Raw genomic sequence first — 15,818 nt, 5'->3', positions numbered from 1 at the left:
GTGCAAGATCGCATCGATATCACGCCTTGAGTTGCCACAAGACTTCCTCAAAAGCGAAAGCGCAGCCCGCAGGCTGCGCTTTCATTCTGGGCAGTGGTGGCTGCGCCGACATCATCAACTCGATTTCGGAGGCTCAGTCTTGCTCGTGCTCCCCTTCCTGAATCCCCGATCTCCAGCCATGAACGCTTCCAGCATATGCGGGATTAGCGTCGCCGCATCGACAGCCTCGCCATACGCCTGCGCGTGTAGTGCGGCGTAGCGGTCGAGGTCGGCTTTCAAGCTGGTCGGGCAAACGAAAGTCAGCTTGGTGCTCTCGGTCTTCGGCAGCGGGCCGAGTCGCAGTTTCTTGGTCGTGCTCATTGTGAAGTCCCCCGGTTGAAGAACAGCGGCTGGTACGGTCGTAGCACCAAATCCCGGTTGACGATGATGCGAACCGGCAGGCCCGGCCGTTGGGTCAAGGTCGGCTGGATATTGAGATTGCGCCGGGTCATCTCCTGGCCGACCTGATTGATGCTGTCCTGCGCGCTGTCGCGCCCAGCGATGATTACGCGATCACCATCCTGCCGGTTCTCCGGCGCGGCCAGCTCGGCACCGACGCCCAAAAGCGTGGTCAGTGCCGCACCGGCGAAGATGCGGCCCCAGTGATAGTCCACACCGTCCTCCAGCCCGGCATAGCCGGCCGGATCGGTGCCGGCCAGATTGTCGAGCGTGAGCGAAGACGTGTCCGGCAGAATGATCCGGCTCCACACGACTTGAACGCGACTCTGCCCGTAGCTAACCTGGCTGTTGTATTTGCCCAGGATGCGGGAACCTTGCGGGATCAGCAGGTAGCGCCCGCTGGCTGTGTCATAGACCGGCTCCGTCACCGTGGCGATCACGTCGCCGGGCAAGTCCGACTTGATGCCCGTGACCAGCGCGCCGGCGACCACCGTTCCGGCCATCAACTGATAAGGCGATGCGGGCATTTGCAGGTTGCCGGAATTACGGGTTTCCGTGGTTCCGGCTTGCTGGAACGCCTCCTTCTGGTCTTGCCTGTTCTGCACGGCCGTCGGGTCGGCGGGCTGAGCCGCCGTCGAAGCCGGCCCGGCCGCCAGCGGGTCGAACGCCGAATTGGCGGCGAAACCCGGCGCGGCGGCCACCTGTGTCTGGCCTACCGGCGCCACATTCTCCCCACCCGAACGGAAGAACACAGACGAGGCCGCAGCCGCCTCGGCTTCTTTGCGCAGGGCATCGTTCGGGTCGTGGCCTGGGGCCGCATAAGCGGCCGTCGCCGGCTGCTGCGACTTGACGATGGCCGGGCCAAGGTCTCCCGGTAGCGGTGGCCCTAGTTCGGGGACAGCAGACGGCAACTTGGAGTAGTCCGTCGGCAGCGCATCAAGTCCCTCCGACTTCGACACGCGATCGACGTTGTAAAGTTCGGTCTGCTCGCCTGCGGCGCGCCGCTGCGGTTGCAGCGACCACATCAGCGCGCCGAGCACGGCTACCGCCAGAATGCCCGCAAGGACGGCCAGCGTGCGCCGGTTCAGGCGTGTAACTGGACGCGGCTGGGCGCGTAGCGCTACTGCCTCCGGCGCTACTTTGTCCGCCTGAGGGGCGGCAAGGTCGGAGGTGTCATCCTGGCTCATGGTCAGTTCCTCCGAGCCACGCCATCGGTGCGCTCGATCCGCACTACGTCGCCGCCATCGCCGCCCAGCCGCAGTTCGGCCGCGCCGAACAGGCGATCGACGACGTAGTACGGCGAGCGGAAACGGTAGTTCACCAGTTGCCCGTCGCCCTGCGCGCCGATGACAAACAGCGGCGGCAGCTCGCCCTGGGCGATGCCCGGCGGGAACTGGATATAGACCTTCTCTCCATCATCGAAGGCGCGCAGTGGCTTCCAAGGCGGGTTGCTGCCCGATACCGCGTAGCGGAAGCGGATCTTGTCCAGTGACAGGCCCGTATCGACAGGCGTTGTTGCCTGCGCTACCTGCGCCTGGCGCTGCAAAGCGAGCATCCGGTCTTTCGGGTAGTCCCAGGACACTGACGCCATCCATGCCTTCTCGGTCGAGGTCAGCTCCAGCAGGTAGGTACGCCGACTGGTGGTGATGACGAGATTGGTTTTCAGGCCCGAGCGGATGGGCTTGACCAGCACATTCACGCGCAGATCGGCCCCGCCGCCGCTGGACGTGTCGCCCACGATCCAGCGCACGGTATCGCCGGCGGCGACCGTCACCAGTTCCTCGCCCGGTTGTAGCGAGACCACCGTCACGCGCCCCGGCGACGCATAGACCTGATAAAGCGCCCCATCGGTGAACGGCCATACCTGAATCGCGTTGACGTAGCCCTCGCGCGTGGGCGCGATTCGCGCTTCTGCATTGGCACGGGAAACGCGCACCTTTTCATCGGTCGGCTCCGGCCCAACGGAGGCCTCATCGAGTTCCGGTAGCGGCTTCAACTGCGCCGGTAGCGCCAGCGGTTCAGGAACAGCGACGACCTCGACGGGCTTGGGCGGTTCGGGCAACGGCTGGGCCAGCACCGGCTCATCGAGCGAGATGGACGGCGGCGGCTTGCCCTGCGAGGCGCAGCCCGCGAGGGCCAGCAAAATCAGAGGAAAAACATAAAGGCGGAAACGAAGTTTCATGGTTTGGCTCCTTCGGAAGAATCCAGTTCGCGGCTCCATGACAGGCCATTGACGTAAATACCCAATGGGTTCTTGCGCAGGCGCTGTTCGGTACGCGGGGTTTGCAGGACAGTCGAAAGCACGGCGTTCCAGCGTTCGGTGCCGGCGGGCGCACCGTTGACATAGCGCTGCTCTGTCCAGCGCACGTTGAAAGACGTATCGCTGGCGCGAACCACGCTGGTTATCTGCACCGTCACCGATTCCTTGCCGATGCGGGCGAATGGGTCATTGGTGCGGGCGTAGTCGTTGAGCACCGCCGCGCCCTTGTCGGTGGTGTAGTCGTAGGCATCGAGCCAGTTCTGCCGCACCACGATGGGGTCGATAGACAGCGAGCGAACCAACGTCACGAAGCGCGCCAGGTGGTGCGCGATCTGCGCGTCGCCGGGCCGGTACGGCGTGGCGGCCTCTCCCACGGCGCGCACCTGCCCGGACTGATCGACCTCGATGACATAGGGCGTCACGATGGACTGCGCCGAGCGCCACACCAGGCCGCCGGCCATCAACAGCGCGAGCACCAGGCAGCCGAAGGCCATCAGACGCCAATTTTTCGCCTGCACGCGAGCGGAGCCGATACGGTCGTCCCACACCTGGGCGGCGGCTTGATACGGGGTGGCAGGCTGCGGCGTATCGGCGTAGCGCACCTGCGGTCGTTTGAATCGCATGGGTGTTCTCCTTGAAGGTCAGGTATCGGATTCCCGTAGGCTCGGGCCTTGCCCGGAGCCGCCGCCGTCGCCGCCGCGCAGCGTGTGGGCGACAGTGGTCGCGGCATGGGTGGCCTGCTGGCGGCGGTGCATCCGCTTGGCCCAGGCCGGTTGCTCTTGCTTCTGCGAGCCTGCGGTGCCGTCTGCGGTCTGGCCGGGGCCAGCACCGTCGCTGCCGGCTTCTGTGCCGTTCCTATCAGCGCGGAAGGAATCGGCCACTTTCTGCCCAACAGTGGAAGCACCAGAGACGACGCGGCGGCCTGCGGCTTGTGCGCCAGTCTTGGCGACATTGCCGAGGCCAGCGGCCGCGCCCTTGGCACCGCCGCCGGCCGCAGCGGAACCGGCCTGGAACGCCGATCGGGCGCTGCCGGCCGCCGACGTGGCGGCACGGGCACCCGCGCCGGCCAGCTTCGCGGCGGTCGGTGCCATGCGCGCCCCGGCCATGACCGCACCGCCCACGCCGGTTGCGGCTGCACCAATGGCAACGCCGGTGCCAACCGCGCCGACCGCAGCCCCCGCCATCGCGCCCGCGCCGAGCTGCGGGGCACCGGATACGAGACCCGTGGCGATACCAGGGCCGAAGATGCCCAGCGCCAGCAGCGCGAGCGAGGCCAGCATTACGACCAGCGCATGGTCGATGGAAGGCTCGTCGGGATGAACTTGGAACTCCGCGAACAGGCCCGAGCCGATGCCGACGATGACGGCCAGTACCAAGACCTTGATGCCCGACGACACCACGTTGCCGAGCACCTTTTCCGCCAGGAAACTCGTCTTGTTCCAGAGAGCGAACGGAACCAAGACGAAGCCGGCGAGCGTGGTCAGCTTGAACTCGATCAATGTGATGAAAAGCTGTACCGCCAGCACGAAGAAGCAGAGGATCACCACCAACCAGGCGATGAACAGCACCACGATGGGGTCGAGGTTCACGAACACCTCGGGGAACCCAGCCATCTCCCCGATCTGTTCCAGAATCGGCGCGGCAGCGTCGATGCCGGTCTTCGCCAGCCGGCCCGGCTGAAGGAAGTTCTCCATCGTGATAGCCGAGCCGGTAGCGGTGATCCCCAAGCCAGCGAACGAACGGAACACGATGCTCGCCAGCCAGTTGAAGTTGCCGATGATGTAAGCGAATGCGCCGACGTAGAGCACCTTGCGCAGCAGCTTCGCAATCACGTCCTCGCCCTGGCCTGTGGCGTGGCTCATGGCCCAATACAGCCCGGCGATGGTCATGTCGATGACGATGAGCGTGGCTGTCAGGAACGCCACTTCGCCTTGTAGTAGTCCGAAGCCGGAGTCGATGTAGCGCGAAAACGTATCGAGGAAGCGGTCTATGATGGTCACGTCGTTCATGGGGTGTCCTCCGTAGCGGCGCGCGGCGCCTCGCCTTCCGGCGCGTCGTCGTCGGGCGTGTCGAAGCTCGCCGGGATCGGCGGCAGTTCTGCCAGCATCCGGTATTCGTCCGGCCCGGTGTGGCCGGCGAAGAAGCGCCGCCGGAACGCTTCAGCGGCGGCGCGGCAGGCGTCTTCGCCCACAGTTGGCCGGTCGGCCGCGCATTGCGCCCGTAGCGCCTTGAGCCGAACCGGATCGGCGGCCAGGGTGGCGGGCAGGTCTTCGGCCGGCTGCTGGCCGCACGCGATCAGCAGCACGGCCAGCAGGACAGGAGCGCATCGCATGGCCGTCTCCCGTCAGTTGGAATAAAAATCCACGCGCTGCGGCGTGTACGGAGTGCCGGTGCCGACAAATCGCCGCCGCACTTCTCGAGCGCGCTCGGTGGCCGCCGCCTGCCGCGCCAGTTCCAGCGAGGCCGCGCGATCTTGCGTGATCTGGAGCTGCTGGGCCTGGATCGACTGCTTCGCCTGCAAGGCGAGAAGCTGATTGGTCGCCTGCATGGCCTGCAAGGCACCTGTGGCCGACTGGCTCTGGCTCACGAGGTCGGACAGCGCGCTTTCGTCTTGCGCCAGGTTTTGCGACACCTGCGCCTGCATCTGCATCGCGGTGTGCAGGCCGTCAAGCGTGTTCGTCCACCGCTCGCGGGCATCGCGCAGCATCTGGTCGCCGCTGACAGTGGCCGCGTACTGCTGTGGGTACAGACGGGCAAATTCCCGATCCATGTTCTGCACGTCGTAGGCCAGTCCTTGCGCCTCGGCAATCAGGCGTTCGGTCGTGGCGAGCGTCGAGCGCAGCCGGTTGACGATGTTGAAGTCGAGATTCGCCAGGTTGCGCGCCTGGTTCATCAACATCTGCGCTTCGTTCTGAAGCTGGTTGATCTGGTTGTTGATCTGTTCCAGCGTGCGGATGGCAGTCAGCGTGTTCTGCACCAAGTTGACGGGATCAACGAAGGTAAGTGCCGCCGCTGGCTGGGCGAGCATCAGCGAGCCGGCCAGCGCGGCGGCGAGCGAAACGGAAAGCACACGGGGCTTCATGGCAGGTTCTCCTGTCGTGGCTGGGAAATGAAAGAAACCGCCGCCGGTGAGGACGGCAGCAGGTCGGCGGCCCAATCGAGGCCGCGATGGCGCAGCCACGCACCGGCGAAGCCGGGAGCGCCGGCCTGCATCAGCACGCGGTCAATGTCGCGTTGATCGTGCGGTGTGGATGCGCCCGCGAAGGCGAGCGCGGCCGGCCCCAGGTCGAGGTCGAACAGGCGATTTCCCAGGCGCGATTGGTAGTAGTAGTCACGCTTGGGCTGCGCGGTGGCGACGATTTCTATTTGCCGGCTGTTGAGGCCGAAGCCTTCGTAGATCGTGCGAATCTGCGGCTCGGTGGCCTGCGGATTGGGGAGAAAGATCCGGCTCGCGCAGCTTTCGATGATCGCGGGCGCGATGGTCGAATCCTTGATGTCCGCAAGGCTCTGCGTGGCGAAGATCACCGACACGTTTTTCTTGCGCAGCGTCTTGAGCCATTGCCGGATGCGCGCCGCGAAGGACGGTTCATCGAGGAACAACCACGCTTCATCGAGGATCAGCAGCGTGGGCGCACCGTCGAAACGCGCATCGAAGCGGGCGAACAGGTAGCGCAGCACCGCTTGCACGGCGGCGGGGCTGTGCATCAGTTCTTCCATCTCGAAGCCCTGCACGTCTGCCATGCCTAGACGGTCGCGGTCGGCATCCAGCAGCTTGCCGTGCGCGCCGCCGAGCAAATAGGGCGACAGCGCCTGGCGTAGCGCGTTCGATTGCAGCAGCACGGAAAGCCCGGTCATCGTGCGCTGTTCCGGTGGAGTACCGGCGAGGCTGCCGAGCGCCGACCAGATGGCCGCCTTCTCGTCCGGGCCAACTGTCACGCCTTCATGCAGCAGGCGACCTTCCACCCATTCGGCGGCCCATGAACGGTAGCCCTCGCCGTCGATGCGGGCGAGCGGCTGGAACGCGATGCCGCTATCCGCGCCCAAGTCGTAGTGCTCGCCACCCAGGCCCAGGATGGTGGCGCGCATCGAGCGGCCCATGTCGAAGGCGAAGATCCGCGAGCCGAAATAGCGCCGGAACTGCATGGCCAAGATGGCGAGCAGCACCGACTTGCCCATGCCAGTCGGCCCGGCGACCAGCGTGTGCCCCACGTCGCCGATGTGCGTGACCAAACGAAAAGGCGTAGCGCCATCGGTGCGGGTGACGATCAGCGGCGGGCCGTCGAGGTGGTCGTTCTTCTCCGGCCCGGCCCACACTGCCGACAGCGGCATCATGTGCGCCAGGTTCAGCGTGGAAACGATGGGCTGGCGCACGTTGGCGTAGGCGTTGCCCGGAATGGACGAAAGCCACGCATCCACGGCGTTGAGCGTTTCTGGGATGGTGACGAACCCGCGCCCCTGAATGACGCGCTCCACCATGCGCAGCCTCTCATCAGCCACAGCCGGGTCGGCGTCAAGTACCGTCACCGTGGCGGTGAGGTAGCCGAAGGCCACTTGATCGCTGCCAAGCTCCTGCAAGGCCGCGTCGGCATCGGCGGCCTTGTTGCTGGCGTCGGTGTCCACCAATGGCGATTCCTGCTGGAAGATCGTTTCTCGCAGAAGTGCCACCACGTTCTTGCGCTTGGCGAACCACTGGCGGCGCAGACGACCGAGTTCTTTTTCCGCCTCAGATTTGTCCATGCAGACAAAGCGCGTGCTCCAGCGGTAGCCAAAGCCCAGGCGGTTGAGGTCATCCAGCAAGCCCGGCCAGGTCGAGTTGGGAAAGCCGCGCACCGATGCCACGCGCAGGTGCAAGTCGCCCAGCATGGGCGCCAGGCCGCCGACCAGAGCGGAATCGGCCAGCAGCGCGTCCAGATGGAAAGGCACCTCGGGCACGCCAATGCGGTAGCGCCGTGTCGAGACGGTCGCATGCAGGTAGGTCAGCGTCTTGGCATCATCGAGCCAGGCGATTTCCGGCATCACGCCATCAAGCAGGTCGAACACGCGATCGGTTTCCGCCGCGAAGGCATCGAGGCGGCCGCGCCAGTCCACGCCGTCGCCGGGTGCGTTCTCGTACAGCAGCTTGGCGGCGCGGGCGCGGGATTCCTCGGGCGGCAGAAACGCCAGCGTCAGGTGATAGCCGCTCTCAAAGTGGTGGCCCGATTCCTCGAAGGCGGCGCGGCGCTCCTCGTCCACCAGCCAGGACAATGGTTCGGGAAAGTCGGAGTGCGGGTAGTCCGCCGCTGGCCGGCGTTCGGCCTCGATGAACAGCGCCCAGCCCGCACCCAGCCGGCGCAGCGCGTTGTTGAGTCGCGCTGATGCGGCGATCAACTCGCCTTGCGTGGCGCTATCCAAGTCGGGGCCACGAAAGCGCGCCGTGCGCTGGAAACTGCCGTCTTTGTTCAAGACGACGCCCGGCGCGACCAGCCCGGCCCAGGGCAGCCAGTCGGCAAGCAAGGCCGGGCGCTGACGATATTCGGCAAGGTTCAGCATGGCGTTCTCCCTCACACGTCCAGAAGCGGGCGGTGTTTGATGTGCCGCGCGAAGACCTGCATGAACTGAGGATCGACACGCGCCCCCCATACGGCCAGCGAGTGGCCGACAATCCAGAGCACCACGCCGGGAATCCACAGTTGCAGGCCCAGGCCGACGGCGGCCGCCAATGTGCCGTTGGCGATTGCCACGGTGCGCGGCGCTCCTCCCAGCAGGATTGGCTCGGTCAGCGAGCGGTGCAGCGGCACCTCGAAGCCTGGGAGATCGTTGCCCGCGCTCATATGACGGCCCCGCCGGAGAAGCTGAAGAACGACAGGAAGAACGAGGACGCGGCGAAGGCGATGGACAGACCGAACACGATCTGGATCAGCTTGCGGAAGCCGCCCGACGTGTCACCGAAAGCCAATGCCAGACCCGTGGCAATGATGATGATGACCGCAACGATGCGTGCCACCGGCCCCTGAATCGACTCCAGAATCGACTGCAACGGCCCCTCCCACGGCATGGAGGAACCGGCGGCTTGCGCCGTGCCCGCCAACAACAGCAGCAGCGCGGCCAGCAGCAATCCCTGCCCCGCAGGGCGGACGAGGTTGGGCAGCCGCGCCAGGCCGGATAGGAGAGGAAGCGGATTTACGAAAAAGCGGAAAGAATCAACGTGTGTCATGACAGTTCTCCAAGTTGGTTGGGGGACGGGGATGTGCAGCGGCGTCGGCTGCGAGAGGAATCGGCCTCAGCTCGGGAAACGGCGTTTCCAATGCGTCCGCCAAGCGATAGCCGGTGCCATCGAAGCCGACGACACGGGCGATGGTTTCGACGTGGCGTTTGCGGCCGCGTCCGGCGATGTTGATGACGACGTTGACCGCCTCGGCGATCAGCGCCCGCGGCGGATTCACAGCGACTTCGAGAATCAACTGTTCGAGGCGCAGCAACGCGCCCAGCGCGGAGCCGGCATGGATAGTGGCAATGCCGCCGGGGTGGCCGGTGCCCCACACTTTGATGAGGTCGAGGGCTTCGCCGCCGCGCACCTCGCCGACGATCACGCGGTCAGGCCGCAGGCGCATCGTGGCCCTCACCAGCTCGGTCATGGTGACGACGCCGGCGCGGGTGCGCAGCGGCACATGGTCGCGGGCCGCGCATTGCAGTTCGATGGTGTCTTCGAGCACCAGCACGCGGTCGCCTGTGGCGGCGATCTCGGCCAGCAGCGCGTTCGCCAGCGTGGTCTTGCCGGTGCTGGTGCCGCCGGCGATCAGGATGTTCTGCCGCTCCCGCACGGCGCGGCGCAGGAACTCGGCCTGCCCAGCGGTCAGGATGCCGTCGGCCACGTAGCGATCCAGGCCGATGATGCTCACGGCCCGCTTGCGCAGCGCGAAGGCTGGCCCCGGGGCGGCCGGAGGTAGGATGCCCTCGAAACGCTCTCCGGTTTCCGGCAACTCGGCGGTCAAGAGCGGCTGGCCGCGATGCACCTCCGCGCCGACATGCGCGGCGACCAGGCGGATGATGCGTTCACCATCGGCCTCGGGCAGCTCCACGCCCAGCGGCGAGCGACCCGACGACAACCGATCCACCCAAAGGGTGCGATCGGGGTTGAGCATGATTTCCACTACATCCGGGTCTTCGAGCGCAGCGGCGATCAGCGGCCCCATTGCCGTGCGCAGCATCTGGATGCGGCGATCCTGGGACGCTGCTACGGATGAGTGAGGTTCCGGCGGGATCTGTGGAACGGCACTCATGACGCACGCTCGGCAGTTCCTTCATGGGCGGACGCCATCGCGGCTGCGTCATCCATCCGCATCGGGTCGGGGTGCAGTTCCTCCACCACGTCGCGCACCAGGCTGCGGCCACGCAACAGGTGGCGGCCCAACTGGTCGACGAATTGCTCAAAGCGCGCCTTGCCCTGGGCGCGAGCCGCGTCTTGATGGGCCTCGGGCACCGGCGTGCTGACGGTCAGGAAATATCGAATGAAGAGCGCCAATGTTTCGATCTGGATGTTCTGGTCGCGCTCCAGCCGTTCGGTTTGCCGCGACAGCCGATCCAGCCGCTTGGAGATGGCGGCCTCGCGCTGGTCGCCAGCATCGGGCGACAGCCAGGACGCCAAGGCCGCTGCGACGATGGAGGACTTGGACACGCCCTTTTTGGCGGCCAGTTCGTCCAAGCGCTTGGCGTGCTCGGGCTGGATGAACAGGTTGAGTCGGTATTGGCTCATAGGTCGATTCCGTCGTTGGGGTCGAGGGAAGCCAGCCGGGCCGTGCGCTGCATGGCCGGGTCGAGCTGGCCGGGAAGTGGCAGCGCTAGGTCGTCGTCATCGAGCAGCGCCAGGTCGTTTGCACGTGCATCCGGCTCGGGGTCGTAGGCGACGATTTCGAAGAGTTCGGGCTGGCGGCTCGGGCCGCCGTCATCGGTGCCGCCCAGGCCATCGGCGAATACCGAGGCTTGCGCCGCAGGTACGGCCGGGATCGCCAAGCCGCTCCAGTCGTCGAGACGGGCTGGCGGCACGTCGGCGTACCTCCCGACGGCGAGCGCGGGCGGTGGCAGGAGGCGATTCTTGAAATTGGCGTCGGCGTAGTAACGCAGCTTCTTTGCGCGGATCGGGGCGACGCTGGACACCATGACCACGGCGTCATCAGGTGGAAGTTGCATCACCTCGCCGGGCGTCAGCAGCGGACGCGCGGTTTCCTGACGCGACACCATCAGGTGCCCCAGCCACGGAGCAAGCCGGTGGCCGGCGTAGTTGCGCTGTGCGCGAAGCTCGGTAGCAGTACCGAGTGTTTCGGAAATTCTTTTCGCCGTCCTTTCGTCGTTGGTCGCGAAAGTCACCCGGACATGGCAGTTGTCGAGGATGGAATGGTTTTGCCCATACGCCTTGTCGATCTGGTTCAGGCTCTGAGCGATGAGAAAGCTTCGGATGCCGTAGCCGGCCATGAAGGCAAGCGCGGACTCGAAGAAGTCCAGGCGTCCCAGCGCCGGAAACTCGTCCAGCATCAGCAGCAGCTTGTGCCGACGCGCGATGCCATCGCTGCCGTCGAGCGATTCGGTCAGCCGCCGCCCGATCTGGTTCAAGATGAGCCGGATCAACGGCTTGGTGCGGCTGATGTCGGAAGGGGGCACCACCAGATAGAGCGACACCGGGTGCTCGGCGGAAATGAGGTCGGCGATGCGCCAATCACAGCGCGACGTGACTTCGGCCACGGTCGGGTCGCGGTACAGGCCGAGAAACGACATGGCGGTGGAGAGCACGCCCGACCGCTCGTTGTCCGACTTGTTGAGCACTTCGCGCGCAGCGGATGCAACAACCGGGTGCGGCGCATCCCCCAAGTGCTTCGTTGTCATCATCCGTTGCAGCGTCAGCTCGAACGGACACGCCGGGTCGCTGAGGAAGTTCGCAACGCCGCGCAGCGTCTTGTCCTCGCCCGCGTACAGCACATGCAGGATGGCACCAACCAGCAGCGCGTGGCTGGTCTTTTCCCAATGGTTCCGGCGTTCGAGTGCGCCATCGGGATCGACAAGAATGTCGGCGACGTTCTGCACATCGCGCACTTCGTGTGCGCCGCGCCTTACTTCCAGCAGCGGGTTGTAGGCCGCCGACTGCGCATCCGTGGGGTTGAACAGGAGGCAGTGGCTAAACCGCGAACGCCAGCCTGCGGTGAGCGTCCAGTTCTCGCCTTTAATGTCGTGAACGACGACGGACGCGGGCCAACTCAACAATGTGGGAACGACCAGGCCCACACCCTTGCCTGAACGCGTGGGCGCGAAGGTCAGGACGTGTTCGGGCCCTTCGTGGCGAAGGTATTGGCCGCGATGCAGCCCGAGGAAAACCCCGTCGGGCTGGATCAATCCAGCTTTGCGTATGTCGTCCGCATCGGCCCAGCGTGCCGAACCGTAGGTGGTGACGAGGCGCGCTTGTCGCGAGCGCCAAACCGACATAGCGATGGCAACCGCCACAGCCACCAAGCCGCTGCTACCTGCGATAGCCCCGCCGATATCGAAGATGTGCGGCGCGTAGGCATCAAAGAAGAACCACCACTCGAAAAGCCGCCAAGGGTGATAGACCGGGGTTCCAAAGAAGTCGAACCACGGCGAGCCAAGGCGTAGTTGATAGCCAAGGGCGGCGGCTGTCCATTGCGTTGCACTCCACACACCGGCGATCACGATGCCGAATACGGCGGCGATCTGGCCGAACAGTACGCCCTGAGCTTGCATTGACTGGCCTCCGATTTCCCTGCGCTGATTCCTCGTTCAAAAAGCGGCACTGGGACGTGCCGCATGGAGGGAGGATCGGTGCCGGGTGAGTGCCGGTCAAAGACCGTTATCGGAAGCAAGATGATGCGAAATGCATCGTTCCAGGCTGGAGCGAATCCAATAGAAACGCCGCAGGCGCGGGCGCGCTGCGGCGTGTTGAGTTAAGACGGGAAAAAATTCGCGAAGGACTAGTGATCAGAACTTCGGTGACGCCTCGGGTTGGGTATAGGGAGTGGTGCCGTCCCCATAGAACCGCTTGCGCGTGGCTTCTGCCGCGCGGTTGCAGAGCATGTCGCCAAGCGTCACGCGGTCGGTCTTGCACCGTTGACGCAACTCCTTCAAACGAGCGGGATCGGCAGCCAGCTCCTCGACGGTCGGGATGTTGGCCTGCTTGGGCGTCTCAGGTGGGCCGCAGGCCGTGAGCACGCCAGCCAGAAGCAATGGGATCGTTCGCTTCATAGCTCGATCTCCTCCTGAGGTTCAGATTCGGCCGGCGGCACGTGCCTTGCGCCTTCGGGCAAGTCGATTGCCTGTACCCGTTCGACGAATCGGGTCAGCACCTCGGACTCTTCTCCTTCGCGCCGCAGAAGGTAGGTGGTCAACATAGGGGAGCGCCCCGCCAACGGCCGGGCCACGACGCCGCAGTCCCGGCCCGCCACGATATGCGGCAAGCCAGCTAGACCCAAGGCGAAGCCAGCGGAAACGACCACCATCATCAGCTCAAACGAAGCGACACGTTCAGCGATCAGCGGCTCACGGTCGGATCGACGCAGCATGCGTTCCACTTGGCGAGCATGGCCTTCGCACGCCAGTGGATCGCAGAGCACGAGCGGAAATTGCAACAATTCATCCAATGGGATTCGCTTGTGCTTGAGTAGGTGATGCCGCGCGGGCACAGCCACCATGAGCGGATCACTCCATACTTCCTCGGCCGATATGCCTTCACCCACTTCATCGGATTGAGCAAACCCAACGTCGTACAGATCGTCTTGCAGACCCTTGAGTTGCTGGGACAGCGTCACCTGGAATAGCCGAATATCCACTTCGGGCTCCTCCTGTCTACACGTTGCCAGCAAAGCCGACAGGCGCGACGGAGTGATTCCATCCGATAGCGCAATGCGCAACTGGCCGTGGAAGCCGTTGGATGCCGCTTGCACACTGTCGCGGGCTTGTTGCAAGGCGGTGAACACGCGCGGCACATGTTCTAGAAACAGCTTGCCCGCCCGTGTCAGGCGAGTGCTTCGGCTGGAGCGGATAAATAACTGCTCCCCCAGATCTTCCTCCAGTTCCTTTATTGTGCGAGATAAAGGTGATTGCTCGATGTGCAGCCTTTCCGCTGCGCGAGCGAAGTGGAGTTCTTCCGCAACGGCGACGAAGCAACGCAGATGTCGTAATTCCATATAGTCCCCTTTTAGATCGCAGTGCCTCGTCTTAGCGTGCCCATTGACGCGAGTAACGTGGATCGCTAGCGCATCACCGGGCCTCTATGACTTCTGAGGACAGAGGTTGCCAACCGCCTCGGAGCGTTCTGAACACCGCAGTAGCAGCACGCATCGATTCGGTCTGCTCCCTTCGCTTCACAAGGTGTTCAACCGCGTGCAGCACGTTAATTCGGCTCGTCACTCCATGTTCATATGCCGTTAAAGAGGATTGCCGCGCAGGGAAAGCGATGACTCGCCTCGTGTTAGCGTCGTAGCAAGTTCCGCTCGATTGACAAACGCTGAAAGGCGTTTTCAATATCCTCGGCAGCACAGAACGAGCGGCCTGGCCCCCTGCTGCTGATCAGATTGCCTTTCGGAATCGCGGTGGCGCTTCTCAGCGCCGCTTAGCGAAAAACTTGACGTTCGTTGCCACCGCTGATGTTCGGCTACGATGAGATTGGGGCAACGCTGGAGCAAGTCGGCCGGAGACCTATGCTGGCGATGTTCGGCGTCGCGGGAATCGGCGCGGCTGTCCCCAGTTCGCTTCGATGCGTACCTCGGGGAACGCCAGCATCACAAGCCTTAGTTCGTTACTGCCTAGCCTGTAAGCATTAAGTAGACTGACCGTCGACAGCAGATCCTGGCGAGTCTTAACCTGCAGCTCGGAAATATTGAGTCGAGTCTGCAAACCGCGAATAGTGATGTAGATATTCGCCGTATTTCGCCAGACTCGTCCGTCGCGGAGTCACTTAGAACATCTTGGCCAAAACTTACGGCATCGACTATCGCGTTAGATGCCGTAAGAGTGGCTGCATGAAATCAGTTCACGGGATAAAACTTGTAGCCAACGGACTGGGCTTTCAGGTGCCCCACGCCTGGGAAGGGGAAATGGAAGCCGCCAACCAATGGGTTAGATTTATCAACGATTTCCAGAAACTCCTGCCGAACTTTAAGTGCGCTATTCGGATCAATGTCACTCGCCACCATCCACTCAGGATGGGTTGCGAAGAACGCAGGAACATTAATCATGTCGGCGATGTAGTAGAACGAATTCCCGCCGGACGTAACCTCGAAGGCTGTGTGCCCCGGAGTATGGCCATAAGCCGCTTTAGAAATTATTCCAGGGGCAACCTCTTTGCCTGGCTCGAATTTATTCAGCATGCTTTCAGGCATGCCAACAAAGACGCGTCGGGCGATATCGAACGCACCCTTTCGTTGTTGGGGGGCTGCCTGCATGTTGGCATCACTCATCCAGTAGTCATACTCGGGTGTGGGAACCCAAACCTTCGCGTTGGGATAGACAAATTTACCGGCTGAATCTCTCAGCCCGCTAATGTGATCCGCATGGAAGTGCGATATCAAGATAGTGTCAATATCCTCCGGCTTATAACCGGCAAGCCGGAGGCTTTCGAGTAACTTTCCGGTGGTCTCCTTTGGTGATCCGAACTCACCTAGGCCAGTATCGAGAAGAATGTGGCGCGAGCCGGAAACAATCAGGTAAGCCGTGAATGTCAGTTCGACATACTCGGTGCTGAGGCCCTGAGCTGAAGCCAATTTCTTTACTTCGCCGAAGGGGGCATTTGACACATACCGCTCGTGCAATGGCAGGCGTGTTGCACCATCGTACAGAGCTATGATTTCGACATCGCCCATTTTAACGCGGTGCACACGCTCTTGTGGGAGCGCGGGCAACCCGAAACTCGGAGCAGATTGCGCAAGGGCGGGCAATGCAGGCGTCATGGACAACGCCAAAATAGACGAAATCACCTTAAGAACGTTGCGGCGTTTCATATCGAATCCCTTTCTCTCATTGGGAAATTAAAAACCAGTGTAATCCGCGAGATCGCAATGCATATCGCGCCGCTCTCGGAGGCACTGCTGAATTTTCGTAAAGCAAAGCACATTATTTATGCATCGATTTGAGCAGCATCACT

General features: G+C 63.5%; 16 protein-coding genes. All 16 read right to left on the bottom strand.

The window, feature by feature from the left end:
* Positions 1–114: 114 nt before the first annotated feature.
* On the bottom strand, positions 115–360 hold the full coding sequence (locus AC5QPF_RS21405) for a DUF2274 domain-containing protein (RefSeq protein ID WP_494959778.1): 246 nt from the start codon (positions 358–360) through the stop codon (positions 115–117).
* Entirely contained in the window at positions 357–1,625 is a 1,269-nt protein-coding gene (locus AC5QPF_RS21400; protein WP_494959777.1) for a TrbI/VirB10 family protein, read from the bottom strand. Before AC5QPF_RS21400 ends, AC5QPF_RS21405 begins: the two co-directional genes overlap by 4 nt.
* 2 nt (positions 1,626–1,627) lie before the next feature.
* Entirely contained in the window at positions 1,628–2,620 is a 993-nt protein-coding gene (gene trbG / locus AC5QPF_RS21395) for a P-type conjugative transfer protein TrbG (RefSeq protein ID WP_494959776.1), read from the bottom strand.
* Complete coding sequence (trbF, locus tag AC5QPF_RS21390) at positions 2,617–3,321, bottom strand: conjugal transfer protein TrbF (protein ID WP_494959775.1); 705 nt, start codon at positions 3,319–3,321, stop codon at positions 2,617–2,619. The genes trbG and trbF overlap by 4 nt, the downstream gene beginning before the upstream one ends.
* Positions 3,322–3,339: 18 nt before the next feature.
* Entirely contained in the window at positions 3,340–4,707 is a 1,368-nt protein-coding gene (gene trbL / locus AC5QPF_RS21385) for a P-type conjugative transfer protein TrbL (RefSeq protein WP_494959774.1), read from the bottom strand.
* Positions 4,704–5,030 (bottom strand): hypothetical protein, encoded by a 327-nt coding sequence (locus tag AC5QPF_RS21380; RefSeq protein ID WP_494959773.1) that lies wholly within the window; start codon positions 5,028–5,030, stop codon positions 4,704–4,706. The genes trbL and AC5QPF_RS21380 overlap by 4 nt, the downstream gene beginning before the upstream one ends.
* A 12-nt stretch (positions 5,031–5,042) precedes the next feature.
* Positions 5,043–5,780 carry a P-type conjugative transfer protein TrbJ gene (trbJ, locus tag AC5QPF_RS21375; RefSeq protein WP_494959772.1) on the bottom strand — a complete coding sequence of 246 codons (738 nt, stop codon included), beginning with the start codon at positions 5,778–5,780 and terminating at the stop codon, positions 5,043–5,045.
* Positions 5,777–8,227: a conjugal transfer protein TrbE gene (gene trbE / locus AC5QPF_RS21370; RefSeq protein ID WP_494959771.1), complete on the bottom strand. Its 2,451-nt coding sequence runs from the start codon at positions 8,225–8,227 to the stop codon at positions 5,777–5,779. The genes trbJ and trbE overlap by 4 nt, the downstream gene beginning before the upstream one ends.
* Before the next feature lie 11 nt (positions 8,228–8,238).
* Complete coding sequence (locus AC5QPF_RS21365; protein WP_494959770.1) at positions 8,239–8,508, bottom strand: VirB3 family type IV secretion system protein; 270 nt, start codon at positions 8,506–8,508, stop codon at positions 8,239–8,241.
* Positions 8,505–8,891, bottom strand: a complete 387-nt coding sequence (locus AC5QPF_RS21360; RefSeq protein WP_494959769.1) for a TrbC/VirB2 family protein — start codon at positions 8,889–8,891, stop codon at positions 8,505–8,507. Before AC5QPF_RS21360 ends, AC5QPF_RS21365 begins: the two co-directional genes overlap by 4 nt.
* Positions 8,878–9,957, bottom strand: a complete 1,080-nt coding sequence (trbB, locus tag AC5QPF_RS21355; protein ID WP_494959768.1) for a P-type conjugative transfer ATPase TrbB — start codon at positions 9,955–9,957, stop codon at positions 8,878–8,880. Before trbB ends, AC5QPF_RS21360 begins: the two co-directional genes overlap by 14 nt.
* Positions 9,954–10,430: a CopG family transcriptional regulator gene (locus tag AC5QPF_RS21350; RefSeq protein WP_494959767.1), complete on the bottom strand. Its 477-nt coding sequence runs from the start codon at positions 10,428–10,430 to the stop codon at positions 9,954–9,956. Before AC5QPF_RS21350 ends, trbB begins: the two co-directional genes overlap by 4 nt.
* Entirely contained in the window at positions 10,427–12,424 is a 1,998-nt protein-coding gene (locus tag AC5QPF_RS21345) for an IncP-type conjugal transfer protein TraG (RefSeq protein WP_494959766.1), read from the bottom strand. The genes AC5QPF_RS21350 and AC5QPF_RS21345 overlap by 4 nt, the downstream gene beginning before the upstream one ends.
* A gap of 234 nt (positions 12,425–12,658) precedes the next feature.
* Positions 12,659–12,922: an EexN family lipoprotein gene (locus AC5QPF_RS21340; RefSeq protein WP_494959765.1), complete on the bottom strand. Its 264-nt coding sequence runs from the start codon at positions 12,920–12,922 to the stop codon at positions 12,659–12,661.
* Positions 12,919–13,863, bottom strand: coding sequence for a LysR substrate-binding domain-containing protein (locus tag AC5QPF_RS21335; protein ID WP_494959764.1), 945 nt, complete (start codon positions 13,861–13,863; stop codon positions 12,919–12,921). Before AC5QPF_RS21335 ends, AC5QPF_RS21340 begins: the two co-directional genes overlap by 4 nt.
* A gap of 840 nt (positions 13,864–14,703) precedes the next feature.
* Positions 14,704–15,675 carry an MBL fold metallo-hydrolase gene (locus tag AC5QPF_RS21330; protein ID WP_494959763.1) on the bottom strand — a complete coding sequence of 324 codons (972 nt, stop codon included), beginning with the start codon at positions 15,673–15,675 and terminating at the stop codon, positions 14,704–14,706.
* Positions 15,676–15,818: the final 143 nt, after the last annotated feature.

The sequence above is a fragment of the Pseudomonas sp. Con_6 genome, from assembly GCF_059379395.1.
This window is presented reverse-complemented; position numbering and strand designations above follow the sequence as displayed.

Coding starts and splice junctions, on each gene's coding strand:
- trbJ (WP_494959772.1), bottom strand. CDS start 5,780: ATGAAGCCCCGTGTGCTTTCCGTTTCGCTCGCCGCCGCGCTGGCCGGC.
- AC5QPF_RS21345 (WP_494959766.1), bottom strand. CDS start 12,424: ATGCAAGCTCAGGGCGTACTGTTCGGCCAGATCGCCGCCGTATTCGGC.
- AC5QPF_RS21400 (WP_494959777.1), bottom strand. CDS start 1,625: ATGAGCCAGGATGACACCTCCGACCTTGCCGCCCCTCAGGCGGACAAA.
- trbL (WP_494959774.1), bottom strand. CDS start 4,707: ATGAACGACGTGACCATCATAGACCGCTTCCTCGATACGTTTTCGCGC.
- AC5QPF_RS21365 (WP_494959770.1), bottom strand. CDS start 8,508: ATGAGCGCGGGCAACGATCTCCCAGGCTTCGAGGTGCCGCTGCACCGC.
- AC5QPF_RS21405 (WP_494959778.1), bottom strand. CDS start 360: ATGAGCACGACCAAGAAACTGCGACTCGGCCCGCTGCCGAAGACCGAG.
- AC5QPF_RS21330 (WP_494959763.1), bottom strand. CDS start 15,675: ATGAAACGCCGCAACGTTCTTAAGGTGATTTCGTCTATTTTGGCGTTG.
- AC5QPF_RS21380 (WP_494959773.1), bottom strand. CDS start 5,030: ATGCGATGCGCTCCTGTCCTGCTGGCCGTGCTGCTGATCGCGTGCGGC.
- trbB (WP_494959768.1), bottom strand. CDS start 9,957: ATGAGTGCCGTTCCACAGATCCCGCCGGAACCTCACTCATCCGTAGCA.
- trbG (WP_494959776.1), bottom strand. CDS start 2,620: ATGAAACTTCGTTTCCGCCTTTATGTTTTTCCTCTGATTTTGCTGGCC.
- AC5QPF_RS21340 (WP_494959765.1), bottom strand. CDS start 12,922: ATGAAGCGAACGATCCCATTGCTTCTGGCTGGCGTGCTCACGGCCTGC.
- trbE (WP_494959771.1), bottom strand. CDS start 8,227: ATGCTGAACCTTGCCGAATATCGTCAGCGCCCGGCCTTGCTTGCCGAC.
- AC5QPF_RS21350 (WP_494959767.1), bottom strand. CDS start 10,430: ATGAGCCAATACCGACTCAACCTGTTCATCCAGCCCGAGCACGCCAAG.
- trbF (WP_494959775.1), bottom strand. CDS start 3,321: ATGCGATTCAAACGACCGCAGGTGCGCTACGCCGATACGCCGCAGCCT.
- AC5QPF_RS21360 (WP_494959769.1), bottom strand. CDS start 8,891: ATGACACACGTTGATTCTTTCCGCTTTTTCGTAAATCCGCTTCCTCTC.
- AC5QPF_RS21335 (WP_494959764.1), bottom strand. CDS start 13,863: ATGGAATTACGACATCTGCGTTGCTTCGTCGCCGTTGCGGAAGAACTC.